14 protein-coding genes are annotated in these 17,849 nt (G+C 65.6%); 5 read left to right on the top strand and 9 right to left on the bottom strand.

Annotated features, from left to right (window positions below):
• Positions 1–29: 29 nt before the first annotated feature.
• Positions 30–968: a glycosyltransferase family 2 protein gene (locus Sj15T_RS18315; RefSeq protein WP_013053780.1), complete on the bottom strand. Its 939-nt coding sequence runs from the start codon at positions 966–968 to the stop codon at positions 30–32.
• 163 nt (positions 969–1,131) lie between these two features.
• On the opposite strand from Sj15T_RS18315, the gene Sj15T_RS18310 reads away from it, so the two are divergent.
• From Sj15T_RS18310 to Sj15T_RS18290, 5 genes are read left to right on the top strand one after another with little or no spacing between them, the layout of a single operon-like run.
• On the top strand, positions 1,132–2,268 hold the full coding sequence (locus Sj15T_RS18310) for a glycosyltransferase (RefSeq protein WP_193377942.1): 1,137 nt from the start codon (positions 1,132–1,134) through the stop codon (positions 2,266–2,268).
• Positions 2,265–3,389: a xanthan biosynthesis glucuronosyltransferase GumK gene (locus tag Sj15T_RS18305; protein WP_013053778.1), complete on the top strand. Its 1,125-nt coding sequence runs from the start codon at positions 2,265–2,267 to the stop codon at positions 3,387–3,389. The genes Sj15T_RS18310 and Sj15T_RS18305 overlap by 4 nt, the downstream gene beginning before the upstream one ends.
• A 25-nt stretch (positions 3,390–3,414) precedes the next feature.
• The gene (locus Sj15T_RS18300) at positions 3,415–4,638 is read left to right on the top strand and encodes a hypothetical protein (RefSeq protein WP_013053777.1); all 1,224 of its coding nucleotides are present in this window, start codon (positions 3,415–3,417) and stop codon (positions 4,636–4,638) included.
• Positions 4,635–5,714: an acyltransferase gene (locus Sj15T_RS18295; protein WP_013053776.1), complete on the top strand. Its 1,080-nt coding sequence runs from the start codon at positions 4,635–4,637 to the stop codon at positions 5,712–5,714. Before Sj15T_RS18300 ends, Sj15T_RS18295 begins: the two co-directional genes overlap by 4 nt.
• A gap of 19 nt (positions 5,715–5,733) precedes the next feature.
• A complete protein-coding gene (locus Sj15T_RS18290; protein WP_013053775.1) occupies positions 5,734–6,777 on the top strand; it encodes an acyltransferase in 1,044 nt (347 codons plus the stop codon).
• Position 6,778: 1 nt separating this feature from the next.
• Here Sj15T_RS18290 and Sj15T_RS18285 read toward each other — a convergent pair whose 3' ends face one another.
• The 8 genes from Sj15T_RS18285 to Sj15T_RS18250 all read right to left on the bottom strand — a co-directional run bounded on the left by Sj15T_RS18285 (position 6,779) and on the right by Sj15T_RS18250 (position 17,703).
• Positions 6,779–8,074 carry a hypothetical protein gene (locus Sj15T_RS18285; RefSeq protein ID WP_013053774.1) on the bottom strand — a complete coding sequence of 432 codons (1,296 nt, stop codon included), beginning with the start codon at positions 8,072–8,074 and terminating at the stop codon, positions 6,779–6,781.
• A gap of 1 nt (position 8,075) precedes the next feature.
• Positions 8,076–8,486 (bottom strand): EamA family transporter, encoded by a 411-nt coding sequence (locus Sj15T_RS18280; protein WP_013053773.1) that lies wholly within the window; start codon positions 8,484–8,486, stop codon positions 8,076–8,078.
• Positions 8,487–8,507: 21 nt separating this feature from the next.
• Complete coding sequence (locus Sj15T_RS18275; RefSeq protein ID WP_013053772.1) at positions 8,508–9,959, bottom strand: UbiA family prenyltransferase; 1,452 nt, start codon at positions 9,957–9,959, stop codon at positions 8,508–8,510.
• Between the two features lie 153 nt (positions 9,960–10,112).
• Positions 10,113–10,520, bottom strand: a complete 408-nt coding sequence (locus tag Sj15T_RS18270) for a cytochrome c (protein WP_013053771.1) — start codon at positions 10,518–10,520, stop codon at positions 10,113–10,115.
• The gene (locus Sj15T_RS18265) at positions 10,517–12,103 is read right to left on the bottom strand and encodes a flavin monoamine oxidase family protein (protein ID WP_013053770.1); all 1,587 of its coding nucleotides are present in this window, start codon (positions 12,101–12,103) and stop codon (positions 10,517–10,519) included. The genes Sj15T_RS18270 and Sj15T_RS18265 overlap by 4 nt, the downstream gene beginning before the upstream one ends.
• Positions 12,104–12,133: 30 nt before the next feature.
• Positions 12,134–12,637 carry a RidA family protein gene (locus tag Sj15T_RS18260; protein ID WP_013053769.1) on the bottom strand — a complete coding sequence of 168 codons (504 nt, stop codon included), beginning with the start codon at positions 12,635–12,637 and terminating at the stop codon, positions 12,134–12,136.
• A gap of 200 nt (positions 12,638–12,837) precedes the next feature.
• The gene (locus Sj15T_RS18255; protein WP_013053768.1) at positions 12,838–15,816 is read right to left on the bottom strand and encodes an amidohydrolase family protein; all 2,979 of its coding nucleotides are present in this window, start codon (positions 15,814–15,816) and stop codon (positions 12,838–12,840) included.
• 12 nt (positions 15,817–15,828) lie between these two features.
• Positions 15,829–17,703, bottom strand: a complete 1,875-nt coding sequence (locus Sj15T_RS18250) for a gamma-glutamyltransferase family protein (protein WP_013053767.1) — start codon at positions 17,701–17,703, stop codon at positions 15,829–15,831.
• Positions 17,704–17,849: the final 146 nt, after the last annotated feature.

Below are 17,849 nucleotides of genomic sequence, written 5' to 3'. Positions count from 1 at the left end.
GAATATTGCCCGTGGCTGGCCTCCTCCCTTTACCGCGCCAGCATCCGCGCCCTGTGCCGCCGGACCAGGTGACGGGCCAGCATCGGCCAACTGCGCCGGTCGCGTAGCATTTCCATCAGCAGCGCCCCCGGCCGGCGGGCGCGCAGGTGCGGATAGGCGCGGTTCCAGATCGCCTGGTCGCGGATCGCGTCCGCCCGTTTCGACAACAGCCCCGCCAATGCCCTGTCCGCCCGGATGCGCGGGCGGGCGAGCAGGCCCAGCGTGTGGTCGCGCATCGCCTGGAGGTTGAGGATGGTGCGCGACTGGCCGGAACTGTCGGAGGAGATCGAACCGATGCGCTGGGTGAAGAGGTAAAGCCCCTCCCCCATCAGCATGAAGCGCGCGCCGGCCAGCAGCCAGTCCAGAACGAAGGCGAAGTCCTCGCCATGGCGCAGGTGGGGCGGATAGCGCAGTCCGCGTGCATGGAGGAATCGGCGGCGGAAGATCGGCTTTAGCTGGCCATAGTCGAAGGGGGAACGGCCGGTCATGCACTGGCCGACGAAATCCGCCGCGCCGACCTGCTGCACATGATCGTCCGCCAGCCTGAGCGCCCGGCCCGCCACGGCCTGCGCCTGCCAGTCGAAAAACAGCAGATTGTCGGCCACCAGATCGGCCTCATGCCGCCTCGCCACCCCGGTCATGCGCTGCAACCGCCCCGGCAGGAACGCATCGTCGGCGTCGAGTATCGCGATCCACTCGCCCTGCGCTTCGGCCAGCCCCCTGTTGCGCGCAACCGAAGGTCCGCCATTTTCCGCGCTGACGATCAGGCGGACATTGTCGTGTAGCCGCGTCAGGCCCTCCGCCACGCGCGGCGTGTCGTCGCTCGATGCATCGTCGATGATCAGCACTTCGACCGGCACCTGCTGCCCCAGCGCCGAATTGACGGCGCGAACCAGCGTATCCTGCGCGTTATAGGCGGCAATTATCACAGATACACAAGGGGTTAGGTTCCGCTGCATAGGTGTTATGCCTTACTCGAAACAGGGGTGGGCTTTGGATATAACAGCCGCACAAGCAGCAGCGAATTGAGGGAATACCCCTAGGACATGTCCCAAGGGTTCGAACCCGATCTTCCCAATGCGGACAGATAACATGCCGATGGTCGCCATTTACAGACGCGGTTTCCTGCCCCTGTCGGAAACCTTCATTGCTGACCACATCCGCTCGCTGCGTCGTTACCGGCCCTTCGTCATGGCGGACGATATTGTTGGCGGCCATTATCGGGACGGACAGCAACTGCATCTGCTTCATGAACCCGGCGCCGGAAAGTGGAAAAGGATCAGCAGTCGACTGACCGGACATTACGACCATCTCGACGGACAACTGTCCTCACGCTCCGCCGGCCTGATCCACGCGCATTTCCTTCAGGACGGCGCGGGCATCCTGCCGCTTGCCCTGCGGCGGCGCATGCCGCTGGTGGTGACGGCCCATGGCTATGACGCGACCGTCACCGCGCGCGAACATGCGCGGCGGACAGAGGGGCTGTGGTACCTGATGCTGAAGCCCGTCCTGATGCGCTATGTCGACGGCATCATCTGCGTGTCGAACTGGATCAGGCAGTGCCTGCTGGAGGCCGGCTATCCCGAAAGCAAGCTGCGGGTCATCCGCCTGGGCATCGACCCCGCCGCATTGCCGCAAGTGGATTCCCCCTCGCTGCGCCGCGGCGCGCTGTTCGTGGGCAGGCTGGTCGAGAAGAAGGGCGTCAACTTCCTGCTCGACGCCTGGGCGAAGCTGCCGCCTCGCCTGCGCGAGGAGCCGCTGACCATCATCGGGGACGGCCCGATGAAGCCGGCGCTGATGGATCAGGCACGAAAACTGGGCATCCAGCCGGTATTTGCCGGCCCGCAGCCGCGAGAGGCGGTGTTCGCCGCCATGGCCCGGCACAGGATCTTCGCCATGCCCAGCATCCGCGCCGCGAATGGCGACAGCGAAGGGCTGCCCATCGTGCTGATGGAGGCGCAGGCCCTGGGCATGGCGGTGGTCGCCTTCGACGACGGGCCGATGCGCGAAGCCATCCGGCCGGGGCAGAGCGGCCTGCTGGCGGAACGGCGCGACACCGGCAGCTATGCCGCGCATCTGGAACGGCTGCTGCTGTCGGCGGACCTGTGCGAAAGCTTCGGCCGGGCAGGACGGGAATGGGTCAACAACAGTTTCCACATCCGGTCCAACATGGCGGAACTGGAAGATTATTACGACGAAATCATCGGCCGCAGGGAGAGACGCCATTGAACATCCCCATTTCGGCCGCCCTCGCACCCCATGGCGTCACCAACGCCCGCATCCTCATCCTGTCGCGCCACGATTATCGCACGGCGCGCCGCGCCAGCGTGCATTTCATCGCCCAGAAACTGGCCGAACGGGGCCATGACGTCGCCTTCCTGTCCATCGGCTACAGCTGGCTGTCGCGGCTGCGCGGCGACAGCCGGGCGGGGCTGGACCCGCGCGCCAACCGCTGGGAAACGGTGGACGGCCTGCGCGCCTATCTGTGGCGGACACGCTGGCATCCGGTCAAGATGCCGGTGCCCGATGCGCTGACCGGCTGGCTGTTCCACCGCTGGGCCGGCATGGCCTGCCCCGCCCTGGACGATGCGGCGGCGACGGCGGACCTCATCCTCATCGAATCCGGCATCGCCCCCGCGCTGATCCGGCGGGTGCGCGCCATCGCCCCGCATGCGCGGATCGTCTATCGCGCGACCGACCTGCTGGCGACCGCCGGCGTGCCGCAATGCATCGAAACGACGCTGCAAAGGCAGGCGCGCAACATCGACATGGTCGTGGTCGTCGCCCGCAGCATGCTGCCGCATTTCGACAGCTTCGACTGTCCGCGCATCTTCATTCCCCATGGCGTCGACCTGCGAAACCTGCGCCGGCCGACTGTCAGCCCCTATGACGGGCCGCATAATGCGGTGGCGGTCGGATCGATGCTGTTCGACGAGGGCGCGATCCGCACGCTGGCGCAGGCGGTTCCCCATTTCACCTTCCACATGATCGGAACGCCCAAGCACGCCTTCCCGTCCAATGTGGTGCTGCACGACGAGATGCCCTTCGAACGGACGCTGCCCTATATCCAGCATGCCGATGTCGGGATCGCGGCCTATCTGCCGGCGGAAGCATCGGCCTATCTGGCGGATTCCAGCCTGAAGCTGATGCAATATGGCGCCATCGGCCTGCCTGCCATCTGCCCGGATTTCGCGGTGGGCGAACATGGGCTGCGTTTCGGCTACCGGCCGGGCGACGCCGATGGGATGGTGCAGGCCTTCGCCAGGGCCGCCCAGACGCGCAGGCGGCCAGCGCCGACGCAGGATTGGGGCGATGTGGCCGACCGGCTGGTGGAGGTCGCCCTTGGCTGAGCTTGTCCTGCAAAGAGACGTCAGGATGCAAGGCGCCGGGGACATGCTGCGCGCGGTCGTGCCGGTGGCGGCCGTCGCGCTGCTGGCGGCGACGGTCCTGTTCAACCCGTTCCTCGCCTGGGTGAACAGCCATGTCGCGCCGATGAGCGGGTCGATCGTGTCCGTGATGCAGGGCGGCATCGTCATCTCTGCGTTGCTGCTGGGCCTGTTCCAGCCGGTCGCGCTGGCGGCGCGATGGTGGACGCTGGCCGCGCTGCTGGTGATGGCCGTGCTGCTGACCAGCGCGATCCGGGCGCAGTTCAATCCGAAGATATTGGGCGACGTGCTGCTGATCCCGGCCTTCATCCTGCTGGGCACGGCGCTGCGCGCCGACCTGTTCCGCCGGTCGGTCCTCGTCATGCAGGCGTGCATCCTGCTGGTTGGCATGTGGGAACTGGCGCGGCCGGACCAATATGGCGCCTTCTTCAACGTGGTCGATTATTATGTGAACACGCGCGGCTACGACGCCGACGCCTTCTGGGCGGGCGGATCGCTGTTCCTGAGTTCGGAGCGGCCGGGCGGCCGGCTGTTTCTCAACGGCTTCGGTTTCCATCGCGGGTCGTCGCTCTTCCTGGAGCCGGTGTCGCTCGGCAACTGGGCGGTCGTCGTCACGATCTTCACGGCGGCCTGCTGGCGCGAACTGTCGCGCCGGGGCCGGGCCTTCATGGTGGCGTCCACCTTCGCGCTGCTGGTGATCTGCGACGGGCGGCTCGCAATGACGGTCATCCTGCTCTTCTGCCTCTATCTGCCGCTCTGCCGCTATCTGCCCGACCGCTGGAGCGCGATCTACCTGCCCGTCATGCTGGGCCTGCTTTGGCTGGGGGACGCATTCGGCCTGCTGATGCCCAATGGCGACAATTTCGCCGGGCGGCTGGGCATCGGCCTGCATGCGCTGGGGACGATGGATGCCGCCGCGTTGCTGGGTGTCAGACCCGAATTTGCGCGGCTGGACGATGCAGGATGGGCCGATTTCATCCAGTCCCAATCGGTGCTCATCGCGCTCGGCCTCTGGCTTGCGCTGTCGCTCGCCGGGTTCGGCAGGGCGCCGGGAGACCGCATGGCGAAACATGGCATCATGCTGTTCCTCATCCTGTGCCTGCCGATCAGCAATTCGCTGCTTTCGATCAAGACGGCGGCGTTGATGTGGGCGCTCTACGGCTTCTGCTTCGCACGCGGGCGGAGGGCAGCGGACAGCACGACCCCGGCATGAGCGGGCGGCATATTCCAGCGCTGGACGGGCTGCGCGGCTTTGCGGCGCTGATCGTGATGCTGTCGCATTTTCCCGATGTCGGGCTGCCGTCCTGGGTCAATCACCGCCTGGGCGATTATGGCGTGATGCTGTTCTTCGTGCTCAGCGGTTTCCTGATGGGCCATCTCTATCTGGGGCAAAAGCCCGACGTCGCGGCGCTGCTGCGCTATGGCGTGGCGCGGGCGGGGCGGATCCTGCCGCTCTATCTGGCAGTATCGCTGCTGTCCTTCTTCCTCTTCAGCTATGCCGATCCGGCGTTCATCTATCGCATAGACGGCCAGCAGCTCCTGCGGTTGCTCAGCTTCACCAGCGCGCAGCCGATCTTCTGGTCCATCGGCCCGGAATTCCAATTCTATTTCCTCTTTCCGCTGATCTGGATGGCGTTCCACAGCAGCCGCCCGAACAGGCCTGTCGTCTTCCTGGCGCTGACGACCGCGATCTGCCTGAGCTATGCGATCAGCAGTTGGACGCCGGGCTTCTCCGTCTTCGCAAAGCTGCACATCTTCATCGCCGGGATCGGCACGGCGTTGCTGATGAAGGCGGCGCCGCTGCGCCCGCCGCTCGCCATGCTCGTGCTGGGAGGCGCCCTGGCCTTCCTGGCCGCCATCCTGCTGTCGCCGGCGTGGGCCGAGCCCTTCCTCTTCCCATCGACACGCGGCGATCCCAAGCATATCGGCTATTATGGCGATCTGGCGAAGGTTCTGCTCTGCGCCTGCGTCATCCATAGCGCGACCATCGACCACCGGCTGAACGACTGGCTGTGGGGCAATGGCGCGATGCGGCGGCTGGGGGCATGGAGCTTCTCGCTCTATCTGCTGCACATGCCCGCTTTCTATCTGGCGGGATATGTGCCGATGCCGCCGGTTCCGCGCGCCGTGGCATCGCTGCTGCTGGCGGTCGGCATCGCGGCGCTGTCCCATCGCTTCATCGAAGGGCCGGCCAACCATTATTTGCGCCGCCTGCTTGCAAGGCTGTTCGACCGGCAGCCCAAGGTCATCCTATTGCCCGATCTCAGCCGGGCGGAGGTTCGAAGGTGAGACGATAAGGAAAGACTGGATGCGCAAGGAAAACAGGGTCGCGCACGGGTCGGTGAAGGACGATGAGGGACGTATAGGCTGGCTGGACGTGGCCAAGGGCCTGTCGATCCTGCTGGTCGTCTTCCATCATGCCGCGCAGACGGGTGCTTCCATCGGCCATGGCTGGGCGGTCTTTTCCACGCTCGATGCGCTGGCGAAGCCGATCCGCATGCCGCTGTTCTTCGCCATAGCGGGGCTGTTCGCCGCCGGGGCGCTCAGCCGGTCGTGGGTGCGGCTGCTGACCGGCCGGGTGGCCAATCTCGTCTGGCTCTACAGCCTGTGGACCGTGATCTACTGGCTGTTCTTCCGCTATTTCGACCCGACCGACGGGCTGAAGCCGCTGGGCCTTTCCAAATGGCAGCTCATCTATATGTGGATCATCCCGCCCAGCGGACAATGGTTCCTGTGGCTGATGGCGATCTATCTGGTCCTTGCCAAGGCGATTGCCCGCTTCCGAAGTCCGGTCCATCTGTCGGCAATCTTCCTGCTTTGCGCCCTGTCGGCCGAGGCGGCGGCGGACCTGCCCCATTATCCGTGGCGCAACGGCCTGCTCTATGTGCCCTTCTTCATCGGCGGGGCATGGTATGGTCGGGCGCTGGCGGAATGGGCGCCGCGCCATGCCGCGATGCTGATCGTCGGCGGAGCGGCAGGCTTTGCGGCCCTCTGGATGCTGACGCGCCATCCCGGCGCGCATATCGGCCTGTCCATGGCGGGCCTGATGGCGGCAGTCGGCGTCGCCCCGTTGCTCAACCGGATTTCGTGGCTGAAGCGGCCGCTGCTTTTTTTCGGGCGGCGAACGCTCAGCATCTACCTCGGCCATGGGCTGGTCATCGCCGCGCTGTCCATGCCGCTGTCGGTCCTGCCGCTGGGGGATCATGCCTTTCTATGGGTCACGCCCTTCCTGATGCTGTTCTCCCTGTTCGGATCGCTGGTCCTTCATGACCGGGTGGGAAATCTGGGCCGGATGTGGCTCTATAGCGAAGAGGGCATGCGGCAGTCCTTGCCGAAGCGGCTCAGAATCTGACTCAGATGCCGGATGCGCGGCCATGCTGCTTGTCCAGGGCAATCTGGTTGGAAAGCTTCGCCGCGGTCAGAAACTGCCGCTCATTATGGATGGAACCCACGACGATGAAGAGGACCAGCGCGCCGACGACTGTCTTGCGATAGGGGGAGAACCATCCCAGCGCCGCGAAAGCCAGCGCCGCAGCCGCGATGTCCGCCGCGTAGAGGAAGGTGATTTCCCCATAGACGCTGTGGAAGAGGATCTTCGAAGCCAGGAACAGCCCCAGCGCCAGGCCGATGGGCCGCCTCTGCCGATCGGCCAGCGTTCCTGCAACGCCTCCGGCCAGCAGGACCAGCCAGGCGGCGGCGGCAACGGTACCTGCCACGCCCCACCGGCCGAGCGGCGCGAACTGGTTGGTGACGACCGTCGAAGCGCCGATCTCCGTCTCCATCCTGTCCCGCTGCGGCGACGGCACGACGCCCGGCATCAGCAGGGCGTTGCGTGCGCTGATGAACGGGCGCCATTCTATGCCGGCGGCATGCATCTTCGGCCCGGCATAGGTCTTTTCCTTGGCGATGATGCGCGGGTCGAGCCAGAAGGCGGCGCGGTGCAACAGCTTCATCTGGACCGCCGAGACCGCCGACACCAGCAGGAAGGCGCCCCCGCTGACCAGCAGAAACTGGCGGAACGGCAGGCGGAAGAAGGCAGCCGCCAGCCCCAGGCCCCAATTGGTGATCAGCATCGCGACGCTTGCCGCCGAAGCGACGATCCAGCCGGCGCGGGGCAGGCTCCGCATCGAACAGGTGAAGATCAGCATCAGCACGATGCCGGTCGCGCTGAATGCATAGGTTTCGATAAAGGCATACCAGTGGAGGAAACCGGCGCTGGCGAGCAATGCGAGGGTGAAGCCGGCCGCCGCCGCGGGGGCAAGGCCCATCAGCCGCATCGCCACATGGAATCCGCCCGCGCTGACCGCGGCGGCGATCAGCAGCAGCAGGCCGATCGCCTGCATCGGCGGCAGGCCCAGCAAGGCGAGCGCCTTGACCGATGACAATGCGGTTATGGAAAAGAGCGGATGGGCGACGGTGCGGTTCTGCCATGGACTCCAGCGCTCCGTCATGTTGGAGATGACGCGGGGCGGATCGGCCTGGAAATAGATGTTGAACGTGTCATAGACCTGCGGCGACAGCGCCTTGCCGTTGAACAGGCAGGTCGCCATGGCCGTCATGCTGAGCAGGATGACCAGCACCAGGTCGACGCGGCTGACGCCGATCGGCCAGGTGCGGCGGGCGGGCGCGCCAAGCGCGGTCGCCGCCATCTCAGTTCAGCCCCGTAACGAGCACGCCCGCCACGATCAGCCCGATGCCGCCCAGGCGTGCCGGCGAAATCGCCTCCCCCAGCAGCCAGAAGCCGCAAATGGCGGTGACTACTATGCCGAGCGCGACGCAGGGATAGGCCTGCGACAGGTTCATGCGGGACAGGACCATCAGCCACGCCCCGGCGCTGAGGCCGAACATCGCCATGCCGACGATCACCAGGGGGGTGGTCGCGATGGTGGCAGCGATCTCGATCGCCGATCCGCGCGCCAACGCATTCTGCACCGGGGCGCCGTTCATGCCGATCTTCATCAGCACCTGCGATCCGGAGGACAGCAGCACGCAGGTCAGGACCAGAAGCGGCCACAGCAGGCCGGCGGCGGCGCGATGTTCAGCCAGGGCTTGGGCAGGCAAGGTTTTCCTCCGGGAATGGGATCAGTGCGCCGCGAACATGATGAGCAGGACCAGGCAGACCATGCCCGAACTCATGCGATCGCGCAGGGCGAAGACGACCGGATCGTCGTGGATCAGGCGGCGATGCGCCAGCATCAGCATCCGCCCCACCCAGTAGAGCATGATCGGGCAGATGATCCACAACAGGTCGGGATGGCGATAGGAGCCGTTGACGGCCGGCGAGGTGAAATAAAGCGCCAGCACGGTGATCGAGACATAGGCGGAAGCCACCGCCATCGACATGACCATGGTCATGTCGCTGACCTTGTAATTGCGGTTGCTGGCGTCGCCCAGATCGGCGTCCTTGCGCTTGGCGAGTTCGGTGTAGCGCTTGATCAGCGCCAGGCTGGTGAAGAACATGACGGCGAAGGCGAGCAGCCAGTCGGACATGACGATCCCCGTCGCCGCGCTGCCGCCGATCACCCGCACGGCGTAGAGCAGGGATAGCGCCAGGACATCGATCAGGAATTTCCGCTTGAGCACGAAGCTGTAGGCGCTGGTAAGCGCGAAATAGCCGAACAGCACGCCCAGCAGCGGCAGCGACACCATCGCCCCCGTCAGCAGGCCGAGAGCCAGCAGCAGGCCGGACACGATCAGCGAAGCCCCGATCGGCAACTGCCCGCTGGCGAGCGGACGGCCGCGCTTGCTGGGGTGCCGCCGGTCGGCATGCAGGTCGACGATGTCGTTGACGATATAGATGGACGACGCGATCAGGGAGAAGGCGACGAAGGCGCAAAGGCTTTGCAGCAGGGCCAGCCGGGTGACCTCATTGCCGATCAGCGGCGGCACGAAGACCAGCGCATTCTTCACATATTGGTGGACGCGCAACTGACGCAGCCAGAGCCTGGGGCCGCCCCCCTCCTCCGCCAGGGCCTTGAGCGGGCGTCCCCTGCGCTGCATATGGCGGAAGGCGGCAGTCGGCGCGCGCACGGCATAGCCTTGCGCGGCATGCTCCCAGACCGGCACGTCGGCCATGGCGTTGCCGATATAGTCGAAGCCGCCCTCCCCGAATTCCGCGACCAGCCGGTCGCGCTTGGCCCTGCCCGACAGGTTGGTCGTCCCGTCGGACGCGAACCAGCCGTCGAACAGGCAGAGATGATCCGCGATCTGCGACACCAGCCGGGCGTCGGCCGCGGAGGCGAGGTAGGTCCGTCGTCCCTCCGCCCGGGCCGCTCGGACCAGCGAGAGCACCTGATCGTCATAGGGCAGGTAATGGGGATCGAAATCGGAGCTGTCCGCCAGTTCCGCCTTGACCGCCGCCTTGTTCCATCCAGTGCGCAGAAAGGACGAGAGGATGGTGCGGGGTCTGTCGTTGAAGGCCGAGATCAGGCATTCGACCAGCAAGTCCCCCTTGATCAGCGTGCCGTCCAGATCGACGACAAGCGGACAGGATTGAGTATTCACCTGCGGCTTCGACTGGACAGCGACTTGCATGGCTTCCCCTTCACTTCATCGAAACCGATTAGATGTGAGGCGAGGAAGCGAATCAATTAAGGGGAAATTGCTAAGGGTTTTCGCGGTGAAGACGTCGCTGCTCGGCAGGCCGGCCCGCGCATCGGCATGCGCGGGAAAGAACAGGGTTTTCTGTCATTCCATGCTTCGGCCGGGCTTGGCGATGCGTTTGACGTCCGCTTCCGTGACGGGTTGGGGATAGGCGTTGCCGAAATTCGTGCGGACATAGGCGATGACCGCCGCTACCTGCGCGGGGGACAGCATGTCGTTCATCGGGGGCATCGCGCCCTTGCCCTTCATCAGGATGCCGATGGGATAGGCGGGGTCGGCCATTTTCCGGTTCTTCGCCAGTGCCGGGATGGCGCCGCCGCCGCTGCCCATGGCGTTGGGCATGTGGCAGGCGGCGCAGATCTGCTTGTAGACCTTCTCCCCATCGACCGTCTTGTTCTTCGCCTGCACGCCGCCGGGCGTGTCGCCATGGGCCGGAGCGGCGAGCAGAGCCAACAGGGACGGGATCAGGATGAGGGCGCGGCGCGGGGTCATGCCGCCTGCGTCCGCTGGTGGATGCGCGTGATGGCGTCGAGGCCGGAGAGCAGCGATCCTTCCATCCAGCCACCATAATAGCTGGCATGTTCGCCCGCCAGCACAACCCGGCCGTCCAGCGCGACGAGATTGTCGTAATGGGCCGCCCTGTTCTCCTCGCTCCAGCGGGAGGTGCAGCCCAATATCCAGGGGACGCGGCTCCACGGCACGGATACGCCGTTGAGGAATTCCTTGCGATATTGGGGGTGGAAGATTTCGCCCTGGGCCAGCGCCGCCTCTATCCGTTCCTGCGGGGTCATGCCGGTCAGTTCGAAGGCACCCGCGTCGCGGGCGAAGGCGCCCAGCAGCACCGCCGGGCCGCTGGAGAAGAAGCGGTCGTTGGGATAGGAAAGCTGGGCTATGGACTGGTCGGTGAAGCTGTGGCCGCCATAGATATTGTCGTCCTCCTCCCAGAAGCGGCGCTTGAATTCCAGGCCCATCTTGAGCTGGCCCGCATAGGGGACCGCCTTCATCGCCGCCGCCAGTTTCGGGCCGACCTGCATTTCCACCTGGCTGATGATCGACAGGGGGATGGTGCAGACGCACCAGTCGGCGCTGACCTTGTTCACCTGGCCGCTGGGCACGTCGCGATAGCTGACGGTCACGCCCTTGCCGTTCTGGGCGACTTTCATAACCTTTGCGTTATAGGTGATGAGCTTGCCGACCTGCTGGGCGAAGGCCTTGCCGATCATGTCCATGCCGCCGACCGGCTGGAACATCGTGGTCTGCATCACATAGTTGAAATAGAAGCTCATCGCCGTCCAGACCTGCGGGTCCAGCACGTCGCCGAGTTTTGCGATCTGGGAGGGCGTGGGCGCGCCGCCTACGCCGCCGCCGGGCGGGCGGTCGTAGCCGCGCTGGGCGGAGACGGCGACGCTGCTGGTGTAGGCCATGTTCGCGTCCAGCACGCCCCAATGGCGCAGCGCCTCCAGCAGTTTTTCCTTGTCCTCCGCGCTGATGCTGGCGTCCAGCGCCTTGGCGTTCGCGGCCTTGGCCAGCAGTTCGGAGGTGTGGCCGCGAAAGTCGGTCGCCACCGCCTTGTAGCGTTGGGGCTTGCCGCCAAAGGCTTCGCTGGAATGGATGAAGCCATTATGGTTGAGCTGGATGAAGGGTTCCATCGCCACGCCGAATTTGCGGCAATAATGGAGCAGGCAATTATGGTGGTGGGGGATGCGCCAGGGGCCGGGATTGATGTAGTTGCCGGGGGCGAACTGCACCTTCTGGACGGTGCCGTCGCTTTCGGTGAAGCTGTCGCCGCCGCGCAGCGTATAGTTGCGGCCGCCGGGGCGGTCCTGGAACTCCAGTATCTTGACCTGATAGCCCGCCTTTTCCAGTTCATAGGCAGCCACCATGCCCGCCAGGCCCGCGCCCAGCACGACGACCGACGCGCCCGGCTTCGCGCCGGAGAGGACGGGCGGGCCGTCGAACCGGGTTTCTGCGGCATGGCCCAGCGCGGTCATCGCCTGGTACATGGCCGCCGCGCCGCCCACGCGGCCGATCAGGCCCAGAAGCTGGCGGCGACTGGGCTGCGTGCTGTTGTCCATGGATACCCCCTGTGCGCCGTGCGGGAAAAGTCAGTTGCCCTTCGCGGCGATTGCCTCGATCTCGATCAACTGTTGCGGGCGGGCCAGGCCCGCGATCTGGAAGGCCGAGCGGGTCGGCAGGTTGGGCTGTTCGGGCGTGCCGAAAAACTTCTTGTAGGCGCGGGTCATGCCGTCGCGGTCCATCTTTCCGCCCAGCTTGGGATCGCCGACCAGGAAGACGGTCAGCTTCACCACGTCGCCCATGGTGAGGCCAAGGTCCGCGAGTTGCGCCTTCATCTTGGTGAAGATGGACAGGGCCTGCGCTTCGGTGTCGCCGAAGGCGTCGGGGCTTTCCATGTCCTTGGGGTCGATGGGCGATCCGGTCGCGCCGGAGAGGAAATAGAGGCTGCTGCCGGGCGGGACCACGGCGGCGCTGGCGATCATTGCGCCGGGGGCCTGTTTATGTTCGACCGGCGCGGCATGGGCCGTCGAGGACAGGATGGCGGCGGCCATGATGCCCGCGAGAGAAAGCCTGAACGATGACGAATTGGCCATGAACGCTCCCTGTTTTGGAGCCTGGCCTGTCGAGTTGAGCGTGTTCCTGCGCAGGCAGGAACCCAGTTCCGACGGTCGACCTGGGCTCCTGCCTGCGCAGGAGCACGTTGAGCTTCAACAGGGCAAACTCTGGCAATGTCGATGCTTATGTTCGGGAGAACGAGGCGGAGGGGAAAATCCGCCATGTCTTTGTTGCTCTCTTATTTCCCGCTTTCCTGTCCGGCGGCCACCAGTTCCGCCACGTCATAATATTGGCCGTTGGCGATCACTTTCCTGACGTTGAAGGTGTTGGCGATATTTTCGCGGGGGTCGCCCTCCAGCAGGGTGATGTCGGCCAGCTTGCCGGCCTCCAGCGTGCCTGCGTCCAGATTGAGCGATTTGGCCGAGTTGACCGTCGCGGTCTGGAGCGCCTGGAAGGGGGTCAGCCCGGCGTCGACATAGGAGGAAATCTCCGCATGCAGGTTGGTGGCGATCATCGTGTCGGTGCCCGCCGCGACCAGCGTGCCTGCGTCATAGAGTTTCTTGAGGCTTGTCAGGCTGCCCGCGATCAGGGGGCGCAGCAGGGCGGCCAGGGGATCGCTCTCCGTCACGGTCTTGCGCGCCCAGATCGGATAGAGGTTGAGGCGCGGATCGTCGCGATAGGAGGGGTTCTTTTCCAGATAGCCGGTCAGCGCGCCGAAATTGGTGGGCGTCAGCGTCCGGCCGCTCCTGCCGAAAAGCTGGATGACATCCTCATAGGCCATGCCCATCGGACCCTGCTTGGGCGAATAGCCGCGGCGGCTGGTCGCGCCGAGATGTTCGGTCGCGTCGACGCCGGTGTAGGCGGCGGGGAAGATTTCATGGCCGGTGACGGGCACGCCCATCTGGTGCGCCGCCTCCACGATGCGGCGCTGGTAGATGTCGGGCATGCGGACATAGCTTTTCAATATGTCATATTTGAGCAGGCGGGCGCGCTCCAGTTCCCGCTCCAGATGGGCGGGGCCGGAAACGGCGACGCCCATCTTGTAATAGACGCGCTGCCATTCCAGCAGCGGGCCGTTGATGTAGAGGCGCGGGGATGGGCGGACGCCCGCTTCGGCGGCCTCCCTGTCCTCCACCGCGTCATAGACCTGGTTGCCCGGATCGCGGACGGTGGTGATGCCATAGGCCAGCCAGGCGCGCTCCAGATTGGCGCCGAAATCCTTTTGCAGATGGGCGTGATGTTCGATCAGGCCCGGAATGGCGGTGAGGCCGGTGCCGTCGATGAAGCGGTCCGCTTTGTGCAGCGCCGGGTCGTGGTCGCGGATCGCGGCGATGCGATTGCCCTCTATCACGATGTCCTTGTCATGCTGGGTCTCGTCGCGGACGGAGTCGATGAGATTGCTGACATGGATCACCGTCCGGCCGGTCGGAATGGCGAGGCGGTAGCTGAGGTCGACGGGGATTTCGCGGATGACGCCGGTTTCGGTATCGATGGTCTTCAGTCTGTCCGACGACTGGTAGAGGATGGTGCGGCTGTCGGCTGTCCAGGTCGGGAAATAGGCGATTTCGGAGGTGTAGCTGCGCGGCGGGCCCATCGGCTTGCCGTCCGCCTCCACCGGCCAGATCTTCAGCAGGCCTTCGTAGATCGCGGCCATCTTCGTGCCGTCGGGCGACCAGGCGGGGCCGCCGCCGCCGCGCGTGTCGGTGCCGGCGTTGGCCTGCGGTATCTGCCAGAAGGGTTCGCCCTTGCCGTCGGCGGGGATGACGTAGATCTGGTTAGTGCCCTCCCGGAAGCTGTTGGAATATTTGTAGGAGAGCGCGATGGCGACATATTTGCCGTCGGGCGACCAGGTGGGGCTGCCGGGCTGGCCGAGGGAGGCCTGGAGGCGCGTTATCTTTCCGGTCGCGACATCGACGACGCAGACGCCCGCCACGCCCCAGCGGCCGTCGACGTCGAGAAAGGCGATGCGGCTGCCGTCAGGGGACCATGCGGCGCCGAGCGGCTGGGTGTCTATGCTGGTGAGCTTGCGGTCCTTCCCCGTCTTGAGGTCGCGCATCCACAGTTGCGGCAGGCCGCCGCCCTTGTCGGAGGTGTAGGCGATGCTCTGGCCATCCGGGGACCATGCCGGGTCGGCGTCCAGCGCGGCGTCCCTGGTCAGGTTTTCGGGCGCGCCGCCCTTCGAGGACATGAGGTAGAGATCGCCCAAGGCGACGAAGGCGATGCGGCTGCCGTCGGGCGAGATGGTGGGGTGGACGATGCCCAATGCCTTGCGCGGGGCGGTGCTATCCCAGTCGCGTTTGGCGCGGGCATAGCTGGGCTTCACCGCCTCCAGCGTGGCGGCGAAGTCGATGGTGGAGAGGCGCGCGCCGCTGCGGTATCGGATCTTGCCGTCGGAGACGTAATAATAGCCGCCCTTCCCCCAGCTAATGCGGAAGGGGAAGACATTTTCGGCGGCGCTGACGGATTTGCCGTCGACTTCGAGATGGCTGCCCTTGGCGTCCTGAACGACATAGGCGAGTTGGCCGGTGGGGCCGTAGGAGGGGGCGTCGACCCTGCCCGCCACCTGCTTCAGCAGGCTTTCCTTGCCGTCGGCCACGGTCGTTGCATAGAGCGCGGTCTTTCCGCCGTCGATCCCGGCATAGGCGATGCTCGCGCCGTCGGGGGACCAGCTTGGCATGCGGTCTTCGCGGGGGTTGCTGCTGACCTGCTTCACCGCGCCGCTGGCGACGTCCAGCGTCCAGATGTCGTAATTGCCGCTGCGGTCGGAGGAGAAGGCGATGGTCCTGCCGTCCGGCGACCAGGCGGGTTCGCGGTCGTCCCACGCGCCCTGCGTCAGCTTGCGCATGTCGCTGCCGTCGGGCTTGATCGTCCAGAGGTCGTAGCCGCCGTCGCGATAGGCGAAATAGGCGAGGCGCGATCCGTCGGGCGACCAGACCGGCTGGCGGGCGTCGTTGAAATAGTCGGTGATGCGCTTCGCCTTGCCGCCCTTGGCCGGGATGATCCACAGGCTGCCCTGAAGGTCGACCGCCAGCCATTTGCCGTCGGGGGAGACGGAGACGGCCATGGACGTGCCCTCATGCACGTCGAAGGCTATCGGCTTTTCGCCGCCGGGCGGGGGCAGGTTGGCGGGCTGGGCCAGATTGGCGGGCTGGGCAAGGGCCTGCGCGGCGCAGGCGGACAGCAGGGCGACGGACAACAGCTTCATATGGGAGATCATCGAAATGCCCTTTTACCAACCGAATACATAGCGTTCGCGGCGAACGTCCGCGCCGCCGCGCAAGGTGAAGCTGCCGGGCACGACGCCCGCGGCGACGATGCCGGTGGAGACGGCGAACGGCCCCAGCACGTCGAGCTTGTGCCCGCGCGCGGCGAGATCGTCGCGGACCGCCTGCGGCACGCGATCTTCTATTTCGAGCACGCCCGGCTCGTCCTTCTTGATCGCGAAGGAGGCGTGGAAATGGTTGCTGTTGATGCGGGGCGCCTCGATCGCGGCCTGGAGCGGCTGGTCGAAGGCCAGCACGCGCAGCAGCACGTTCATGATCTGCTGGTCCTGATTGTCGCCGCCCGGCGTGCCGATGGCCAGATAGGGCGCGCCGTCCTTCAGCACCATGGAGGGGGAGAGCGTCGTGCGCGGCCGCTTGCCCGGCGCGAGGACATTGGGGCTTTCCGGGTCGAGGTCGAAGACGGTCAGGCGATTGCTCATCGGCACGCCGGTGTCGCCCGCAATATAGGCCCCGCCGAGCAGCCAGCCGGAACTGGGCGTGGCGCTGAACAGATTGCCGTCCTTGTCCACCACTTCGATGGCGGTGGTGTCGGCGGTGGGGCGCGGGGGAGCCTTCAGCATATGGGGGGTGAAGGCGGGGGTGGTGCGCGCCCTCCCCTCGAACGCCCAGGGGTCGCCATAGCGATGCTCCAGCGACGCTTTCGGGCCGATCTGCTTCGCCCGTTGCGCCGCATAGTCCTTCGACAGCAGGCCCTTCATCGGCACGGTCGCGAAGTCGGGGTCGCCGAAATAGGCGTTGCGGTCGTCGAAGGCGAGCTTGATCGATTCCGCGACGGTGTGGAGATAGGGGGCGGACCCCGGCTCCATCTGCGCGATGCCCGCCGCCTCCGCGATGTTGAGCGCCATCAGCATAGCCGGACCCTGGCTCCAGAAACCGGCCTTGTAGACTTCATAACCGAAGACGCTGGTCATGGCGGGGGTTTCCACCCTGCCCTTGTAACCGGCCAGGTCTTCGTAGCGCATCAGGCCGCCGTCGCGCTCCATCGCCGCGCCGATGCGGCGGGCGATGTCGCCCCGGTAGAAGGCGTCGCGCCCGGCCTGGATCGCGGCCTTGCGGTCCTTTGTTTTCTTATATGCGGCGCGGTCCGCTTCGGCGATGATGCGGATGGTCTTGGCAAGATTGGGCTGGCGGAAGATTTCGCCGACCTTCGGCAATGTTCCGCCCGGATAATAAGTGTCGTAGGCGTCCTTCCACTTGGACGTCGCCTTTTTCTGGCTGGCGAAGACTTCGGCCAGGAAATTATACATGACGAAACCGTCCGCCAATTCGATGGCGGGTTGCAGAACCTGGTCCAGCGTCATCGTGCCGTTGAGTTGCAGCGCGAGGGCCATGGCATCGACCATGGCGGGGACGGTGCCGCCATTGGGACCGTTGCCGGGGATGACGCCAGCGCTGGCGAACTTGTCCGGCGTGGCGAGCGCGGGAGCGACCCCCTGCCCGTTCACCGCCGAGACCTTCTTCGTCTTCGCGTCGTAGATGATGGTGGGGGCTTCGCCGCCGAAGCCGAAATGGGAGATTTCCGTCACCGCCGCTGCGAACACCGCCGCCACGCCCGCGTCGGTGGCGTTGCCGCCCGCCATCAGCATGCGCGTCCCCGCCGCCACCGCATAATGGCGTCCGGCGGCGACGATGCCGAAATTGCCGACGATTTCGGGCCGCAGCGTTTCCCCCGCGCTGACCAGCCGGGTCGGTTCCAGCGGCGCCTTGGCGGCGGGAGCGGCATCCTGCGCGGAAGCGGGCGACTGGGCGAGGACGACGCCCCCGACGGCCAATGCCGCAAAGTCGCGGCGGCTCAATCCCTGCCTTGCAGTCTCGGTCATGAACGAAGATCCCCTGTAATCGGCATAGTCAGCGCTACCCGAGGGAAAGCAAGCATCTGCCCTGCCGGTCTTTTTCCCTGTAACGAGAGTGATCCCGCTTTCCACTATCCTTGACGAGATTTCATGGATTTAAAAAAATATTCATC

Origin of the sequence: Sphingobium sp. TA15 (assembly GCF_037101235.1) — a bacterium.
Taxonomy (GTDB): domain Bacteria; phylum Pseudomonadota; class Alphaproteobacteria; order Sphingomonadales; family Sphingomonadaceae; genus Sphingobium; species Sphingobium indicum.
Note: the sequence above shows the minus strand (reverse complement) of the source record. Positions and strands in the feature narration are given on the sequence as shown.